A 17183-nucleotide genomic window follows, 5' to 3' on the forward strand; every position below is an offset into this window, starting at 1 on the left:
ACAGACACAGGGTGGGCGCGCACGGGAGGCGCCCACCCTGTTGCCGTTCCGGGCCCTGGGCCGTTTTGGCGGCCCAGGGCGGCTACTGCTCTTCCAGACCGATCTGGACCATCGGCTTGCCCTGCTTGCGCGACACGAAGGTGCCCCGGCCCGCTGGCATCGGCCGCGGCCGCACACCACCCAGCAGGTCACCCTCGCCGGAATCGCCCGCGAGGACCACGCCCTGGGCCCCGAGCTCCTTGATGCGCTGCATGAAGGACTCGTAACCGGCCCGCCCGGCGCCCGCGGTGGACCGCGCGATGATGAAGCGGACACCGACATCGCGTGCGAACGGCAGGAGCTCCGTCAGCCCCGCCAGCGGGTTGCCGCTCGATGTGGACACAAGGTCGTAGTCGTCGATGACGACGTACACCGTGGGGCCCCGCCACCAACTCCGTTCCCGCAACTGCTCGGCGGTCACGTCGGCCGTCGGGGTGCGGCGCTGCATCAGGTCGGCCAGGGCATCCATGTGGTGCTGCATCTGGTTCGACATGGGGATGTACTCCGCCAGGTGGGATGGCGGGGTCACCCCGAGCAGCGAGCGGCGGTTGTCGACCACGAACAGCTTGCAGCTCTTGCCGTCATAGCGCTCCGTGATCCGCTTGATCAGGAGCTTCAGCAGGTTCGACTTGCCCGACTCGCTCTCGCCGAACACCAGGAAGAACGGGTCCTGTTCGAAGTCCACGAAGACCGGCTCGAGATTGTTCTCGTCCAGGGCGAAGGAGACGCCCTGCGCCGGGAACCGGTCGCCTGCCGGCAGCTGAACCGCCGGGAACTCGCGGGGCAGCAGGCGCACTTCCGGAGCGCCGGGCTCCTGCCAGTGACGGCTTACCTCCGTCGCGAGCGCGGTCGTGGCCTCCGCCAGGTCGGTGTCCGAGGACAGTCCGTCGATCCGGGGAACAGCGGCCATGAAGTGCTGCTTCCGCGGTGTCTGACCGCGACCGGGCACACCCGTGGGGACGTTGGCCGCGATCTTGCGGTCGATCTCGGAGTCCATGGGGTCGCCGAGCCGCAGTTCGAGGCGGTTCATCAGATGGTCCTTGAGGTTCGCGCGAACCTCCATGGACCGGGAGGCTGTGAGGATCAAGTGGATGCCGTATCCCAGACCGCGGGCCGCGATGTCCAGGATCAGATGTTCCAAGTTCTCGTAGTCCGCGCGGAAGTTGCCCCAGCCGTCGATCACCAGGAACACGTCGCCCCAGGGCTGGTCGGCCACCGAGATGTCACCGCGCGCCCGGCGGGACCTGAACTCCGCGATGGACGAGATACCGGCGGACCGGAAGTACTCCTCGCGCCGACTCATGACGCCGTACACCTCGGCCGCCGTGCGCCGGACCTTCTCGGGGTCCAGTCGCGAGGCCACGCCGCCCACATGGGGGAGACCGGCCAGGGAGGCCATACCGCCGCCACCGAAGTCGAGCCCGTAGAACTGCACTTCGGTGGGGGTGTGGGTGAGCGCGAACGAGGCGATGATCGAACGCAGCAGCGTCGACTTGCCGGACTGCGGACCGCCGATGATCTGCATATGGCCGGCCGCGCCGCCGAAATCGACCCAGAGCGGATCACGGCGCTGCTCGTACGGCTTGTCGATGAGTCCGGCGGGGATGACGAGCCGGCCCGCTCCCTCGTACCCCGGCTGCGTCATGCCGCGGCCCGGCACCGGGGCGAGACCGGGGAGCAGGGTGTCCAGCGACGGCGGGCTGTCCAGCGGGGGCAGCCACACCTGGTGCGCGGAGGGGCCCTGAGCCTCGAGCCGCCGCACGATCACGTCGAGCACGGTGTCGGCGAGGGCGTCGTCCTTCTTCTCCTCCGGCTCCTCCTCACGCTGCCGCGGCACCGACGCGTACCGCACCGGCACCTGGGACGCCGTGAAGAGGACCGGCCTGCGGTCCACGGGGAGAGCGCCACCGATGGCCGCGGCCTGCTGCGAACTCGACTGGTACGCACCGGAGACGTAGGCCGCCTTGAACCGCAGCATCTCGTCGGTGCCGAACTTCAGGAAGCCGGAACCCGGGACGTTCGGCAGCTCGTAGGCGTCGGGAACGCCCAGCGCGGCCCGCGACTCGGCAGCGGAGAACGTCCGCAGACCGATCCGGTACGACAGATAGGTCTCCAGTCCGCGGAGGCGGCCCTCTTCCAACCGCTGCGAGGCCAGCAGCAGATGTACACCGAGCGACCGGCCGATGCGGCCGATCTGTACGAACATCTCGATGAAGTCCGGCTTCGCGGTGAGCAGTTCGCTGAACTCGTCGATGACCAGCACGAGGGAGGGGATCGGCTGGAGCGCCGCGCCCGCCGCGCGTGCCTTCTCGTAGTCGTGAATGTTCGCGTAGTTGCCCGCGTCGCGGAGCATCTCCTGGCGGCGGTTGAGCTCGCCCCGGATCGAGTCGCCCATCCGGTCGACGAGGGTCAGATCGTCCGCGAGGTTGGTGATCACGGCCGCCACGTGCGGCATCTGGGCCATTCCCGCGAACGTGGCGCCGCCCTTGAAGTCGGCTAGGACGAAGTTCAGCGTCTCGGAGGAGTGCGTAACGGCCAGACCGAGCACCAGTGTGCGCAGCAGCTCGGATTTGCCGGAACCGGTCGCGCCGACGCACAGTCCGTGCGGGCCCATGCCTTCCTGCGCCGCCTCCTTGAGGTCGAGCATCACCGGACGGCCGTCCTCGCCGAGACCGATCGGCACCCGCAACCGCTCCGACTGGGAGCGCGGGCGCCAGGTCCGCTTGGGGTCCACGGACGCCGCGTCGCCCAGGTTCAGCAGATCGGTGAACTCCAGGTTGGCGAGCAGCGGCTGGTCGTCGTCCCCGCCCGAAGCCATCCGCAGCGGTGCCATCTGGCGGGCCAGCGCCTCCGCCGCCTCGTACGACAGCGTGTCCGGCTTCCCCTCGTAGACCATCCCCTGCGCCGACTCCAGGCTGAGCTCCCCCGGCTGTACGACCACGGACAGTTCGCCGCGGCCCGCGGTGAGGTCACCGGGCACGACCTCCAGGACCGTCACGCCCTGCATGCCTTCGGGGCTGGCGAGCAACGAGGAGGAGGGCAGGGACACCCCGTCGAGCACGACGAACAGGTGCGGCTGGTCGGGGACCGGCGGACCGCCGGGATGGAAGCGCGGCCGGCCCTGGAGCCGGCCGGCGAGCCTGTCCTCCAGCTCGATCGGGTCGGTGGTGAGCAGGCGCACGCTGCCCGCGCCGTCGGAGACGCTCATGTCCTGTGCGTGGGGCAGCCACTTGACCCACTCCCACTCGGGTGCCGAGGCACGGCCGGTGGCGACCGCGATGACCATGTCGTCGGGCGAGTGCAACGCGGCGAGCGAGGCGGTGAGGGCCCGCGCGGTGCCCCGCATCGCGGCCGGGTCTCCGCTGATGGTCACGTGGTAGAAGGCACGCAGCGACAAGGCCATCGGCAGGTCGTCCAGCGTGCTGTGCGTGGCAAGGAACCGCTGCAGGGCACCCGCCGTCAGGGGCTCCAGTTCGTCGACCGGGGCTGTCTGCGGCGGATACAGCGGAGTCGCGAGGGCCTGCACGCCGAGACCCACGCGGATCTGCCCGAAATCCTCGTCGGATGTGCGGCGTTCCCACACCCGGCTGCCCTCCGCGACCAGCGCCCACAGTTGCTCCGGCGAAGGGTGCAGGTAGTACTGCGCGTCGCGCTGGGCACGAGCCGTCTCCAGGGCGGCGCGGCGGGTCTGCGACAGGTACCGCAGATAGTCCCGGCGCATGTCGGCCACTTGGCCCTGGCTGCCCCTGCGATAGCGGACCAGCATCGCGATGCCCATGGCGACGGTGGACGCGACCATGACCATGCCCATGATCTTCATGAAGGGCTGGGCCTGCGGGTTGAAGAAGAACACCACCGATCCGCCCATGCCCAGCATGGGCAGGAGCTGCATCATGGCGCTTTCCTGCTGACCCCGCGGCAGTTCCGGCGGAGCCTCGAGCAGAACCTCGTCCGTGGGCACTTCCTTCGGCAGTGCCCGCGGCGGGCGCTTGACGACGATGTGGCTCACTACGCACCAATTCCCTTGCCGGACCGAGATTTTTCGTTCGCCGCCCCGTGCCAGGCGAACGTCGATCGCGAAGCGCGATCCTACTGACAACCGCGCCTGACGCTGCGCGGTAGGGTGCCGTTGAGACGCGTGAGCAGTTGCGAATCGCTCCGGGAAAACCGGGCAATTCGCAGGGGTAACAGGGGGACGAGAAGGTGAGCGTGACAGTCGGCACGACGGGCGGACCGGGTGCCGGGACCCTCTCCGGCGCGGGTACCGGGTTCGGCTTCTGCCGCGTCACCATCGTGGCGCCCGACAGCCGTATCGACGTGGCCCTGCCCGACGACGTGCCGGTCGCCGACCTGTATCCCGAGATACTGCGACTCTCCCGGCAGAGTCCCGCCGAGGGCGCCCCGGTCGGCTACCACCTCGTCCGCAGGGACGGCACCGTCCTCGACGGAGCGCGGTCCTTCGCGGCGCAGCGCATACTCGACGGCGAACTCCTCACCCTGCGCCCGTTCGCCGAGTCGTTGCCGCCGGCCGTGCTCGACGACGTCTCCGAGGCGGTGGCCGCGGCCGTCACCCGCGACCGCACCCTGTGGAGTGGCGACCTGACGCGCTCGGCCGGTCTCGTGGCGGGCGGCATCCTGCCCGCGCTGCTCGCCTTCGTGGCCTGGAACTCCCAGATCCGCCACGACATGCACAGCCTCCAGGGCGTCATCGCCGCCGTCGCCGCCGTGCTGCTCACCACCGTTGCCTGCGTGCGCGCCCGGGTCTACGACGACCGGGGCTCCACGGTGTCCCTCGGACTGGGGGCGCTGCCGAACGTGGCCGTCGCCGGGTCCGGACTGCTGCCGCTGTCCGAGGGGCAGGGCATCGGGCGGCTCCAGTTCCTGCTCGCCTGCGCGGCGGTCCTCGTCGCGTCCGTGGTGCTGACCCTGATCTCACCGAGCGGGGACAGTCCCTTCGTAGCCCTGGTCTTCGCCTCCGCGACCGGCCTGGCCACCACCTTCATCGCGATCCTCGCCGACCTGAGGCCGATCGAGACGGCCGCCGTCTGCGCGCCGCTGTCGGTCGTGGCTCTGGCCTTCCTGCCGGGGCTCTCGATGCGTTTCGCACGGCTGCCCATCGGGTTTGAACCGCCGAACCCGTCCCGTGGCTCGTACAGCACCGGTGAAACCGCGCCGAAGGAGCCGGTGAACACCAAGCAGATCGCGGCGCGGGCCCGGCGGGGCCACGAACTCCTCGTCGGTCTTGTCGGCGGCTGCGCCCTGCTCGCCGTAGGCGCGTCGATCGTGCTCGGCTTCTCCAGCAACCTCTGGGCGCAGTTGCTGGCCCTTGCGACCGGTGTCGCGATGCTGATGCGCGCACACCTCTTCCGCTACACCGCTCAGGTGGCCGCCACCCTCGCCGCCGGACTCTCGAGCATCGTCTTCCTCGGTCTCGGGCTCGCGCTGAACCCGCCCCACGCCTACCTGATCGACGCCGCGCAGGGCGACACCGCCGGCCTGGACATCCGCAGCGTCTGGCTCGCCGTGGCGGTCGGCGGAGCGATCGCGCTGGTCACGGCCATCGCCCTGATCATCCCGCGACGAGGTGTCACGCCGTTCTGGGGCCGGTTCCTCGAGATCGCCGAGAGCTTCGTCCTGCTGACGCTGATCCCGCTGGCCCTGGCGGTGTTCGACGTGTACGCGCAGGCGCGGGCGATGACCAGTTGACGGCCCGGCCCGCGGCGGGGCCTGGACACGCGGACGGGGCGGCACCACAGGTGCCGCCCGTCCGTCGCTCTGATCAGTCGGCGGTCAGGCCCCCGTTGTGCTCCATGGGGCGCAGATCGAACTCCCCGTCCCGGGCACCCAGCACGAAGGCCCGCCACTCGGCCGCCGTGTAGCGCAGCACGGTGTCCGGATCAAGGGAGGAGCGCATCGCCACCGCGCCGTCCTGCAGGTCCGCGATCTCGACCCGCTCCTCGTGCTCCTCGGCACCCGGAGCGCAGCGCCACTCGACGTCCGTGATGTCGAGTGCGTACAGCTCGTCGCGCTCCCGTTCCTTGCGAGCCTTCAGTTCCATGTTGTCGGTGTCGGCCATCGCGGCGTCGTCCCTTCTCCGGCGGGTCCCGCCGGTGAGCTGGGACGCACGATACTGTCCGGGGTTCTGCCTGGTCGGCGATTCGGGACGGAAAGCCGCCCCGCTCCCGGCGCGTAGCACCCCGTCCGGTCGATGCCGAGCTGCTGGTACCCTGAGTGACGGCCGTTCGTGTACGCACCCCCGGAGCCCCGCTCCGGAGGCCGCGCTCAGCGAGTCCCCGCCTCCCGAGTAACGGAAGCTCCCCCGAGATTCAGACCGGGGGCACTCGGCGGCACCACCATCATGAGGAGTACGCGTGTCTCTCGACGCCGCTACGAAGAAGCAGATCATCGCCGAGTTCGGCCAGAAGGAGGGCGACACCGGCTCCCCCGAGGTCCAGGTCGCCATGCTCTCGCGTCGGATCTCCGACCTGACCGAGCACCTCAAGGCCCACAAGCACGACCACCACTCCCGCCGTGGTCTGCTCATCCTGGTCGGTCAGCGCCGCCGCCTGCTGCAGTACCTGGCCAAGAAGGACATCCAGCGCTTCCGCGCCCTGGTCGACCGCCTCGGCATCCGCCGCGGTGCGGCCGGCGCCAAGTAAGTCGCCATGAGGGAGCGGTTCCCGAGTCAGTCGGGAGCCGCTCCTTTTGCTGTATGTGCCCGCTGTACGTGCGGGAACGTGCGGAGTGTCACTCCCCCTTTGTAGGGTGTTGGCACACAACGCATCACGTACGACACAGAACGAGGAGACGCGCATCGCGCCGCCGCCGGTCCTCGGTAGTGGCTCCCAGGGGGGAAGCGATCCCCTGGGTGCTTCGATCGAAGACCGGTCCGCCCGGACGGAGCGCTTCTCCCACCACCGTCCCCCCGCCACACGGGCGAGCGGGACGAAGACGAGGAGAGAACGCTAGTGGAGAACGAGACCCACTACGCCGAGGCCGTCATCGACAACGGCTCCTTCGGCACCCGCACCATCCGCTTCGAGACGGGCCGCCTGGCCAAGCAGGCCGCCGGTTCCGCCGTGGCGTACCTGGACGACGACACCATGGTGATGTCGGCCACCACCGCCTCCAAGGCCCCCAAGGACCAGCTCGACTTCTTCCCCCTCACGGTGGACGTCGAGGAGCGCATGTACGCCGCCGGCAAGATCCCCGGCAGCTTCTTCCGCCGCGAGGGCCGCCCCTCCGAGGACGCGATCCTCACCTGCCGCCTGATCGACCGCCCGCTGCGCCCGTCCTTCAAGAAGGGCCTGCGCAACGAGATCCAGGTCGTCGCCACGATCATGGCGCTCAACCCGGACCACCTGTACGACGTCGTGGCGATCAACGCCGCGTCCGCGTCGACGCAGCTCGCCGGCCTGCCCTTCTCCGGCCCGATCGGCGGCGTCCGCGTCGCGCTGATCCGCGGCCAGTGGGTCGCGTTCCCGACGCACACCGAGCTCGAGGACGCCGTCTTCGACATGGTGGTCGCCGGCCGCGTCCTGGAGGACGGCGACGTCGCGATCATGATGGTCGAGGCCGAGGCCACCGACCAGACGATCAAGCTGGTCGAGGGCGGCGCCGAGGCGCCCACCGAGGAGGTCGTGGCCGCCGGTCTCGAGGCCGCCAAGCCCTTCATCAAGGTCCTGTGCCGCGCCCAGGCCGACCTCGCCTCCAAGGCCGCCAAGCCCGAGGGCGAGTTCCCGATCTTCCTGGACTACCAGGACGACGTGTACCAGGCGCTGAAGAAGGCCGTGCAGCCCGAGCTCGCCCAGGCGCTCACCATCGCCGGGAAGCAGGAGCGCGAGGCCGAGCTGGACCGCGTCAAGGGTCTGGCCGCCGAGAAGCTCCTGCCGGAGTTCGAGGGCCGCGAGAAGGAGATCTCCGCCGCTTACCGCGCGCTGACCAAGCAGCTGGTCCGCGAGCGTGTGATCAAGGAGAAGAAGCGCATCGACGGCCGCGGCGTCACGGATATCCGTACGCTCGCCGCCGAGGTCGAGGCCATCCCGCGCGTGCACGGCTCGGCGCTGTTCGAGCGTGGCGAGACCCAGATCCTGGGCATCACCACCCTGAACATGCTCCGCATGGAGCAGCAGCTCGACACCCTCTCCCCGGTGACGCGCAAGCGCTACATGCACAACTACAACTTCCCGCCGTACTCCGTCGGCGAGACCGGCCGCGTCGGCTCCCCGAAGCGCCGCGAGATCGGCCACGGCGCCCTCGCCGAGCGCGCCCTCGTGCCGGTGCTGCCGACGCGCGAGGAGTTCCCCTACGCGATCCGCCAGGTGTCCGAGGCCCTCGGCTCCAACGGTTCGACGTCCATGGGCTCGGTCTGCGCCTCCACCATGTCGATGCTGAACGCCGGTGTGCCGCTCAAGGCCCCCGTCGCCGGTATCGCCATGGGCCTGATCTCCGAGCAGGCCGACGGTGAGACGCACTACGTCACCCTCACCGACATCCTCGGTGCGGAGGACGCCTTCGGCGACATGGACTTCAAGGTCGCCGGCACCAAGGACTTCGTGACCGCCCTCCAGCTCGACACCAAGCTGGACGGCATCCCGGCCTCCGTCCTGGCCGCGGCCCTCAAGCAGGCCCGCGACGCGCGTCTCCACATCCTCGACGTGATGATGGAGGCCATCGACCGGCCCGACGAGATGTCCCCGAACGCCCCGCGGATCATCACCGTCAAGATCCCGGTCGACAAGATCGGTGAGGTCATCGGCCCCAAGGGCAAGATGATCAACCAGATCCAGGAGGACACGGGCGCCGACATCACGATCGAGGACGACGGCACGATCTACATCGGCGCGGTCGACGGACCGTCCGCCGAGGCCGCCCGCGCCACGATCAACGGCATCGCCAACCCGACGATGCCCGAGGTCGGCGAGCGCTACCTGGGTACGGTCGTGAAGACCACCACCTTCGGCGCGTTCGTCTCCCTGCTCCCCGGCAAGGACGGTCTGCTGCACATCTCGCAGATCCGCAAGCTCGCCGGCGGCAAGCGCGTGGAGAACGTCGAGGACGTCCTCGGTGTGGGCCAGAAGGTCCAGGTCGAGATCGCCGAGATCGACTCCCGCGGCAAGCTCTCCCTCATCCCCGTGATCGAGGGCGAGGACGGCTCGGACGACAAGAAGGACGACGCCGACCAGTGACGTCCCGTAGCTTCAAGGCGACGGCCCGCACCTCCTCGGAGGGGCGGGCCGTCGCCCGTACCCAAACCCTGATCAAGGGCAGGGACGGCATCGGCACCGTGCGCAGGACCACCCTCCCCGGCGGCCTGCGCATCGTGACCGAGACGCTGCCCTCCGTGCGCTCGGCCACCTTCGGCATCTGGGCGCACGTCGGCTCCCGTGACGAGACCCCCTCGCTCAACGGCGCCACCCACTACCTGGAGCACCTGCTCTTCAAGGGCACCGGCAAGCGCTCCGCCCTCGACATCTCCGCCGCCGTGGACGCGGTCGGCGGCGAGATGAACGCGTTCACGGCCAAGGAGTACACGTGCTACTACGCACGCGTGCTCGACACCGACCTGCCGCTCGCCATCGACGTGGTGTGCGACATGCTGACCGGCTCGCTGATCCGCGAGGAGGACGTCGACGTCGAGCGCGGCGCGATCCTCGAAGAGATCGCCATGACCGAGGACGACGCCGGCGACTGCGTGCACGACCTGTTCGCGCACACCATGTTCGGCGACAACGCGCTCGGCCGCCCGGTCCTCGGCACGGTCGACACGGTCAACGCCCTCACCGCCGACCGCATCCGGCGCTTCTACCGGAAGCACTACGACCCGACCCACCTCGTCGTCGCCGCCGCCGGCAACATCGACCACGCCAAGGTCGTCCGCCAGGTCCGCGCCGCCTTCGAGAAGGGGGGCGCCCTCGGCGACAGCGCCGCGCTGCCCATCGCCCCGCGCGCGGGCAGCCGCACCCTCCGCACCGCGGGCCGCGTCGAGATGGTCGGCCGCAAGACCGAGCAGGCGCACGTCATCCTCGGCATGCCCGGCCTCGCCCGCACCGACGACCGCCGCTGGGCCATGGGCGTGCTCAACACCGCCCTCGGCGGCGGCATGTCCTCCCGGCTCTTCCAGGAGGTCCGGGAGAAGCGCGGCCTGGCCTACAGCGTGTACTCCTACACGTCCGCCTTCGCCGACTGCGGCCTGTTCGGCGTGTACGCGGGCTGCCGCCCGAGCCAGGTGCACGACGTGCTGAAGATCTGCCGCGACGAACTCGACCAGGTCGCCGAGCACGGTCTCACCGACGACGAGGTCAGCCGCGCCATCGGCCAGATGAAGGGCGCCACCGTCCTCGGCCTGGAGGACACCGGCGCGCTGATGAACCGTATCGGCAAGAGCGAGCTGTGCTGGGGCGACCACATGTCCGTGGACGACATGCTGGCCCGGATCAGCGAGGTGACCCCGGACGAGGTCCGTTCCGTCGCCCGCGACATCCTGGGACAGCGCCCGTCGCTGTCGGTCATAGGCCCGCTGAAGGACAAGCAGGCGGCCCGGCTGAACGACGCGGTCGCCTGACCCACCCGGCACATCGACTGCGGTAAGGAAACGAAGAGATGAGCAAGCTGCGCGTGGCGGTCCTCGGTGGAGGCGGCCGCATCGGTTCGGAGGCGGTACGGGCCGTCGAGGCCGCCGAGGACATGGAGCTGGTGGCCTCCCTCGGCCGGGGCGACAAGCTGGAGACGCTGGTGGACACCGGCGCCGAGGTCGCCGTCGACCTCACCACCCCGGCCTCGGTCATGGGCAACCTCGACTTCTGCGTGCGCCACGGCATCCACGCGGTTGTCGGCACCACCGGCTGGACCGACGAGCGCCTCGCGCAGCTGCGCGGCTGGCTCGACCTGTCCCCGGAGACGGGCGTGCTCATCGCCCCGAACTTCTCCATCGGCGCCGTCCTCACGATGAAGTTCGCGCAGATCGCCGCGCCGTACTTCGAGTCCGTCGAGGTCATCGAGCTGCACCACCCGAACAAGGTGGACGCCCCCTCCGGCACCGCCACGCGCACCGCCCAGCTCATCGCCGAGGCCCGCCGCGAGGCCGGCACCGCCGAGGCCCCGGACGCCACGGTCACCGCGCTGGACGGCGCCCGCGGCGCCGACGTGGACGGCGTGCCCGTGCACGCGGTCCGGCTGCGCGGCCTCCTGGCCCACCAGGAGGTCCTGCTCGGCGGCGAGGGCGAGACCCTCACCCTCCGCCACGACTCGCTGCACCACAGCAGCTTCATGCCGGGCGTCCTGCTCGGTGTGCGCCGGGTGGGGTCCGCTCCGGGCCTCACTTTCGGCCTCGAAAACTTCCTCGACCTGGGCTGAGTACCCCTACCTCATGCGCGCGAAGATCACCTATCTCGTCACGGCCGCCGTCCTGGTCTTCTACTTCGTCCTGGTCGGCAGCCGCGGCGTCATGCTCATCCAGTCCGGCACGCTCCTCACCGTCACCTTCGGGGTGGCGGTGCTGATCCTGCCGGTCATCGGTGTCTGGTTCCTGTGGAAGAACACCCAGTTCGTCCGCAAGGCCAACCAGCTCGCCGCCGAACTGGAGGCCGAGGGCGGCCTGCCCGTCGACGAGCTGCGCCGTACCCCCGACGGCCGTATCGACCGCGACTCGGCCGACGAGGTGTTCGCCCGGCGCAAGGCCGAGACCGAGGCCGCGCCGGAGGACTGGCGCAGCTGGTTCCGCCTCGCCGTCGCCTACCACGACGCCCGGGACACCCCGCGCGCCCGCAGGACGATGCAGCGCGCCATCGCCCTGCACGACGGCCGGCACATCCCGGCCTGACCCCGCGACGCCGAAGGGGCCGCCCGCGCAGTCGCGCAGCGGCCCCTTCGGCGTGGGTACGGACTCAGCCGCGCCGGCACTCCGCGGCCCAGGCCTCGATCGTGTCCGAGGCGAGGTCGAAACCGGCGGGACGGTTCAGGAAGTCCAGGGTGTGCGTGGTGAGCAGCGGGGGAGTGTCGTCGGGCGCGCGGTCGTCCCGGACCAGCGTCAGCGCCTGGCCCTGCACGGTCCGCGGCAGCCCCAGCCAGCGCACCGGCTGCTGGGCCGTCCGCAGCGACACCACGCGCTGCCAGGGCACCGTCCGCGTCACCAGGAAGCCGACGTGGCGCAGCCCCTGCGCGCTCACCCAGACACCCATGCGCAGCACCCGCAGCGCGCTGAGGATGATCGCCGCGGCGAAGAGGAAGATGAACCCGGCGGAGGCCGTGGTGCCGGTCAGTGCGGTCAGCACCGCCCCGAACAGCACGAACGACGAGAACAGCAGGCCCAGCGCCACTCCGCCGACCCGCCACGGGCCGGGGCGGTAGGGGCGCCGCCAGCGGTCCCGGTCGTCGTACGGCAGCGAACTCTCGTCGTCCGCCTCGAAAGTGCGGTCGGCCGTCAGGAAGGGCAGGGGCACGGCGGTTCCTCGCAAGGTCCTGGCACGGGCGTGTGCCCGGTGAGGCTATCCGCCCGTGGTCCGCCTCACCAGCCGTGCGAGGCCGTACGAGTTCAGTGTCCCTGCGCCTGCGACTGCCCGGCCGGCGGCTCCGACGGGGTGGACAGCGCGGGCATGCCGACGACCAGCGCGCCGACTATCCCGGCGACCAGGGTCAGCATGAGCAGCCCGCGCCCGGCCCGCTCACCGCGGGACGCGCGCTGCCGGGGCGGGGGAGTGACATTGCCGCGGAACCTGTCGGCCTCGGCGATGAAGGCGAAGGGTACGGGCTCACGACGACGGAACATCGGGGGTGGATCTCCTTCCGGGGGTGTGCGGGAGCTGTCGGGAGCTGGGGAAACAGCCTCACCGGAGCGACCTCACCCCTGTAGACGCGCGGGTGACCCAAAAGGTGCCCATGTCCCGAAAACCGCTGGATGCGATTTTTGAGGTGAGGTGTTGCTCTGACCGGTGCGCGTGCCCCGTATGGTGGGCGCAAACCGCAGAAGTGATGGAAGGACCTCAGTGACCACCCCCGAGCCGCTCACGCTCCGCAGCGATGTCACCGTCGAGCTGGTGAAATCCAGCGCGTCGGACAGCGATGTCCTCTTCGCCGCCCGTGTCTCCACCCTGGGCGAGCAGTCCCTGGACGAACTGCGGAAGGACCCCGAGCGCTCCAAGGGCCTCATCAACTACCTGGTCCGCGACCGTCACGGCAGCCCGTTCGAGCACAACTCGATGACCTTCCTCATCAGTGCGCCGATCTTCGTCTTCCGCGAGTTCATGCGGCACCGCGTGGGCTGGTCGTACAACGAGGAATCGGGCCGCTACCGGGAGCTCGAGCCGGTCTTCTACGTCCCCGACACCTCCCGCAAGCTGGTCCAGGAGGGCCGCCCGGGCAAGTACGTCTTCGTCGAGGGCAGCCCCGCGCAGTACGACGCCGTGCGCGACTCCCTGACGGAGTCCTACGAGCAGGCGTACGCCGCCTACCAGAAGATGCTCGCCGAGGGCGTGGCCCGCGAGGTCGCCCGCGCGGCCCTGCCGGTCGGCCTGTACTCCTCGATGTACGCCACCTGCAACGCCCGCTCCCTGATGCACTTCCTCGGGCTGCGCACCCAGCACGAGCTGGCCAAGGTGCCGTCCTTCCCGCAGCGGGAGATCGAGATGGTGGGCGAGAAGATGGAGGCCGAGTGGGCGCGTCTGATGCCGCTCACGTACGCCGCCTTCAACGCCAACGGCCGGGTGGCCCCGTAGCGAAGCCCTGTTCCCCCGCGCGGAACGGATGTACGGATCGCCCACCCGAAGTGTCCGTATTGCGGCATTTAGAGAAGTTCATCTAGCCTGATCAAACGGACCCGGCACTGCTTGAACCCCCGAGCAGGCAGTGCCGGGCTCCTTTCCGGTCGCGAGTTTGACCCGCGTTTGTCCTGACTTTCCCGACACCCCACGGGCAGACCATGGATCCAGTACCGAGTAGCGTGTCACCCATGGCTCCGACCTCGACTCCGCAGACCCCCTTCGGGCGGGTCCTCACCGCCATGGTCACGCCCTTCACGGCGGACGGCGCACTTGACCTCGACGGCGCGCAGCGGCTCGCCGCCCACCTGGTGGACGCAGGCAACGACGGCCTGATCGTCAACGGCACCACCGGCGAGTCACCCACCACCAGTGACGCGGAGAAATCGGACCTCGTACGAGCCGTCGTGGAAGCGGTCGGCGACCGTGCCCGCGTCGTGGCCGGAGTCGGCACCAACGACACCCACCACACCCTCGAACTGGCCCGCCAGGCCGAGCGCGACGGCGCCCACGGCCTCCTGGTCGTCACGCCCTACTACAACAAGCCCCCGCAGGAGGGCCTGTACCGCCACTTCACGGCCGTCGCCGACAACACCGGCCTCCCGGTGATGCTCTACGACATCCCCGGCCGCAGTGGCGTCCCGATCAGCACCGAGACCCTGGTCCGCCTCGCGGAGCACCCCCGGATCGTCGCCAACAAGGACGCCAAGGGCGACCTCGGCCGCGCCAGCTGGGCCATCGCCCGCTCCGGCCTCGCCTGGTACTCCGGCGACGACATGCTGAACCTCCCCCTGCTCTCCGTGGGCGCGGTCGGTTTCGTCTCCGTCGTCGGCCACCTCGTCGCCCCCGAGCTGCGCGCCCTCGTGGACGCCTACACCTCGGGCGACGTCGTCAAGGCCGCGGAGATCCACCAGAAGCTGCTTCCGGTCTACACCGGCGTCTTCCGCACCCAGGGCGTCATGACCACCAAGGCCGCGCTCGCCCTGCTGGGCCTGCCCGCCGGACCCCTGCGCGCGCCCATGGTCGAGTGCTCCCCGGAGGAGATCGCCCAGCTCAAGATCGATCTTGCTGCCGGCGGGGTACAGCTCTGACAACAGACTTCAGCACCATCCGAGCCACACAAAAGCAGTACCCAACCGCATAGCGGGCGCCCCGGTGCCCGCACCCCTCATGACAACCGCACGCACTGAACGTCACGCGCGCCACGTGCCCACCGGTACGTGGCGTGTGTGGTCAGGAGAGTCTTTTGAGTCATCCGCACCCTGAACTGGCCCCGCCGCCGCCGCTCGCCAAGGGCGGCATGCGCGTCACGCCCCTCGGCGGTCTCGGTGAGATCGGCCGGAACATGACGGTCTTCGAGTACGACGGCCGTCTGCTGATCGTCGACTGCGGAGTGCTCTTCCCCGAGGAGGAGCAGCCCGGAATCGACCTGATCCTGCCGGACTTCTCGTCCATCCGGGACCGCCTCGACGACATCGAGGGCATCGTCCTCACGCACGGCCACGAGGACCACATCGGCGCGGTCCCCTACCTGCTGCGCGAGAAGCCGGACATCCCGCTCATCGGCTCCAAGCTGACCCTCGCGCTGATCGAGGCCAAGCTCCAGGAGCACCGCATCCGCCCCTACACCCTGGAGGTGGAGGCGGGCGACCGCGAGCGGGTCGGTCCCTTCGACCTCGAGTTCGTCGCGGTCAACCACTCCATCCCGGACGCCCTCGCGGTCGCCATCCGCACGCCGGCCGGCATGGTCGTGCACACCGGTGACTTCAAGATGGACCAGCTCCCGCTGGACGGCCGTCTCACCGACCTGCACGCCTTCGCGCGCCTGAGCGAGGAGGGCATCGACCTCCTCCTCTCGGACTCCACGAACGCCGAGGTACCCGGCTTCGTCCCGCCCGAGCGCGACATCACCAACGTGCTGGACAACGTCTTCGCGGGCGCGCACAGCCGCATCATCGTGGCGAGCTTCGCCAGCCACGTGCACCGCATCCAGCAGATCCTGGACACGGCCCAGAAGTACGGCCGCAAGGTCGCCTTCGTCGGCCGCTCCATGGTCCGCAACATGGGCATCGCCCGGGACCTCGGCTACCTGAAGGTCCCGCCGGGCCTGGTCGTCGACGTCAAGCAGCTCGACGACCTGCCGGCCGACAAGGTCGTCCTGGTCTGCACGGGTTCGCAGGGCGAGCCGATGGCGGCCCTGTCCCGCATGGCCAACCGGGACCACCAGATCCGCATCGTCGAGGGCGACACGGTCATCCTGGCCTCGTCCCTCATCCCCGGCAACGAGAACGCGGTCTACCGCGTGATCAACGGCCTGACCCGCTGGGGCGCCAACGTCGTGCACAAGGGCAACGCCAAGGTGCACGTCTCGGGCCACGCGTCCGCCGGCGAGCTGCTGTACTTCTACAACATCTGCCGCCCGAAGAACCTCATGCCGGTCCACGGCGAATGGCGCCACCTGCGCGCCAACGCCGAGCTGGGCGCCGCGACGGGCGTCCCGCACGACCGCATCGTCATCGCAGAGGACGGCGTCGTCGTCGACCTGGTCGAGGGCAAGGCGAAGATCGCGGGCAAGGTCCAGGCCGGTTACGTGTACGTCGACGGCCTCTCGGTCGGCGATGTGCGCGAGCCCGCGCTGAAGGACCGCAAGATCCTCGGCGACGAGGGCATCATCTCGGTCTTCGTGGTGATGGACGCGTCCACCGGCAAGATCACGGGTGGTCCGCACATCCAGGCCCGTGGCTCCGGCATCGACGACGCCGCCTTCGCGGAGGTCCTCCCGAAGATCACGGAGTCGCTGGAGCGGTCCGCCCAGGACGGCGTGGTGGAGCCCCACCAGCTCCAGCAGCTGATCCGCCGGACGCTCGGCAAGTGGGTCTCGGACACCTACCGCCGACGCCCGATGATCCTTCCGGTCGTCGTCGAGGTCTGATCCTCCGACGCTCTGACCTGCACCTGGGGCCCCTCGACACCAGTCGAGGGGCCCCAGGTACGTCCCCGCCAAAAAAATCTTGACAGGGCGGGTTGACACGCCCTGGGGCGATCCGTAGAGTTCTTGGTCTGCCCCGGAGCCGTAACGGTTCTGTGGTGGCACCTCCGCCGCGACAGCGGCACTCACACCAACAGGTTCGACTCCCGTTCGGGACTGCTTTCGGCGCGTCCGAATTCAATTCGAATGGGGCCGGCAGCCCGATTAGGAACTGCCGGGGTTGATCCGCTAAGGTTTGAGACGTCGGAACGGCCCAGCGGGCCGGGAAGACAACCCCCTCTGACTGGGAATCAGACGCCGAAAGGGTCTGATAGAGTCGGAACCGCCGGAAAGGGAAACGCGAAAGCGAGAACCTGGAAAGCACCGAGGAAATCGGATCGGAAAAAGATCTGATAGAGTCG

General features: G+C 69.6%; 13 protein-coding genes. 9 read left to right on the top strand and 4 right to left on the bottom strand.

Annotation, left to right across the window (positions count from 1 at the left end):
* Window positions 1–82: 82 nt before the first annotated feature.
* Window positions 83–4048, bottom strand: a complete 3966-nt coding sequence (eccCa, locus tag ABZ898_RS29105) for a type VII secretion protein EccCa (RefSeq protein ID WP_361665277.1) — start codon at window positions 4046–4048, stop codon at window positions 83–85.
* A 194-nt stretch (window positions 4049–4242) separates the two neighbouring features.
* On the opposite strand from eccCa, the gene eccD reads away from it, so the two are divergent.
* Entirely contained in the window at window positions 4243–5745 is a 1503-nt protein-coding gene (eccD, locus tag ABZ898_RS29110) for a type VII secretion integral membrane protein EccD (protein ID WP_361665279.1), read from the top strand.
* Between the two features lie 73 nt (window positions 5746–5818).
* Here eccD and ABZ898_RS29115 read toward each other — a convergent pair whose 3' ends face one another.
* Window positions 5819–6115, bottom strand: a complete 297-nt coding sequence (locus tag ABZ898_RS29115) for a DUF397 domain-containing protein (protein ID WP_361665282.1) — start codon at window positions 6113–6115, stop codon at window positions 5819–5821.
* A gap of 295 nt (window positions 6116–6410) precedes the next feature.
* Here ABZ898_RS29115 and rpsO point away from each other — a divergent pair, with 295 nt between their 5' ends.
* The 5 genes from rpsO (at window position 6411) to ABZ898_RS29140 (ending at window position 11860) form a co-directional block, all read left to right on the top strand.
* Window positions 6411–6698, top strand: coding sequence for a 30S ribosomal protein S15 (gene rpsO, locus ABZ898_RS29120; protein ID WP_030816847.1), 288 nt, complete (start codon window positions 6411–6413; stop codon window positions 6696–6698).
* 309 nt (window positions 6699–7007) lie between these two features.
* Window positions 7008–9227 carry a polyribonucleotide nucleotidyltransferase gene (locus tag ABZ898_RS29125; RefSeq protein WP_030816849.1) on the top strand — a complete coding sequence of 740 codons (2220 nt, stop codon included), beginning with the start codon at window positions 7008–7010 and terminating at the stop codon, window positions 9225–9227.
* Window positions 9224–10603, top strand: a complete 1380-nt coding sequence (locus ABZ898_RS29130; protein WP_361665286.1) for a pitrilysin family protein — start codon at window positions 9224–9226, stop codon at window positions 10601–10603. Before ABZ898_RS29125 ends, ABZ898_RS29130 begins: the two co-directional genes overlap by 4 nt.
* Window positions 10604–10641: 38 nt before the next feature.
* Entirely contained in the window at window positions 10642–11394 is a 753-nt protein-coding gene (gene dapB / locus ABZ898_RS29135) for a 4-hydroxy-tetrahydrodipicolinate reductase (RefSeq protein ID WP_361665288.1), read from the top strand.
* 13 nt (window positions 11395–11407) lie between these two features.
* The gene (locus ABZ898_RS29140; RefSeq protein ID WP_361665290.1) at window positions 11408–11860 is read left to right on the top strand and encodes a hypothetical protein; all 453 of its coding nucleotides are present in this window, start codon (window positions 11408–11410) and stop codon (window positions 11858–11860) included.
* A gap of 64 nt (window positions 11861–11924) precedes the next feature.
* On the opposite strand, the gene ABZ898_RS29145 is transcribed toward ABZ898_RS29140, so the two are convergent.
* Window positions 11925–12479 carry a hypothetical protein gene (locus ABZ898_RS29145; protein WP_361665292.1) on the bottom strand — a complete coding sequence of 185 codons (555 nt, stop codon included), beginning with the start codon at window positions 12477–12479 and terminating at the stop codon, window positions 11925–11927.
* 92 nt (window positions 12480–12571) lie between these two features.
* Window positions 12572–12805, bottom strand: coding sequence for a hypothetical protein (locus ABZ898_RS29150; RefSeq protein ID WP_361665294.1), 234 nt, complete (start codon window positions 12803–12805; stop codon window positions 12572–12574).
* A gap of 217 nt (window positions 12806–13022) precedes the next feature.
* On the opposite strand from ABZ898_RS29150, the gene thyX reads away from it, so the two are divergent.
* The 3 genes from thyX (at window position 13023) to ABZ898_RS29165 (ending at window position 16725) form a co-directional block, all read left to right on the top strand.
* Window positions 13023–13751, top strand: coding sequence for an FAD-dependent thymidylate synthase (thyX, locus tag ABZ898_RS29155; RefSeq protein WP_361665296.1), 729 nt, complete (start codon window positions 13023–13025; stop codon window positions 13749–13751).
* Between the two features lie 233 nt (window positions 13752–13984).
* Window positions 13985–14884, top strand: coding sequence for a 4-hydroxy-tetrahydrodipicolinate synthase (gene dapA, locus ABZ898_RS29160; protein ID WP_361665298.1), 900 nt, complete (start codon window positions 13985–13987; stop codon window positions 14882–14884).
* A 155-nt stretch (window positions 14885–15039) separates the two neighbouring features.
* Window positions 15040–16725, top strand: coding sequence for a ribonuclease J (locus tag ABZ898_RS29165; RefSeq protein WP_361665300.1), 1686 nt, complete (start codon window positions 15040–15042; stop codon window positions 16723–16725).
* Window positions 16726–17183 lie beyond the last annotated feature (458 nt).

This window comes from Streptomyces sp. NPDC046860, assembly GCF_040645115.1.
Classification (GTDB): Bacteria; Actinomycetota; Actinomycetes; order Streptomycetales; family Streptomycetaceae; genus Streptomyces.

What these genes read in the sequence shown, in the direction of transcription:
- ABZ898_RS29115 (WP_361665282.1), bottom strand. Translation starts at nt 6,115, where the DNA reads ATGGCCGACACCGACAACATGGAACTGAAGGCTCGCAAGGAACGGGAG.
- dapB (WP_361665288.1), top strand. Translation starts at nt 10,642, where the DNA reads ATGAGCAAGCTGCGCGTGGCGGTCCTCGGTGGAGGCGGCCGCATCGGT.
- ABZ898_RS29140 (WP_361665290.1), top strand. Translation starts at nt 11,408, where the DNA reads ATGCGCGCGAAGATCACCTATCTCGTCACGGCCGCCGTCCTGGTCTTC.
- ABZ898_RS29150 (WP_361665294.1), bottom strand. Translation starts at nt 12,805, where the DNA reads ATGTTCCGTCGTCGTGAGCCCGTACCCTTCGCCTTCATCGCCGAGGCC.
- dapA (WP_361665298.1), top strand. Translation starts at nt 13,985, where the DNA reads ATGGCTCCGACCTCGACTCCGCAGACCCCCTTCGGGCGGGTCCTCACC.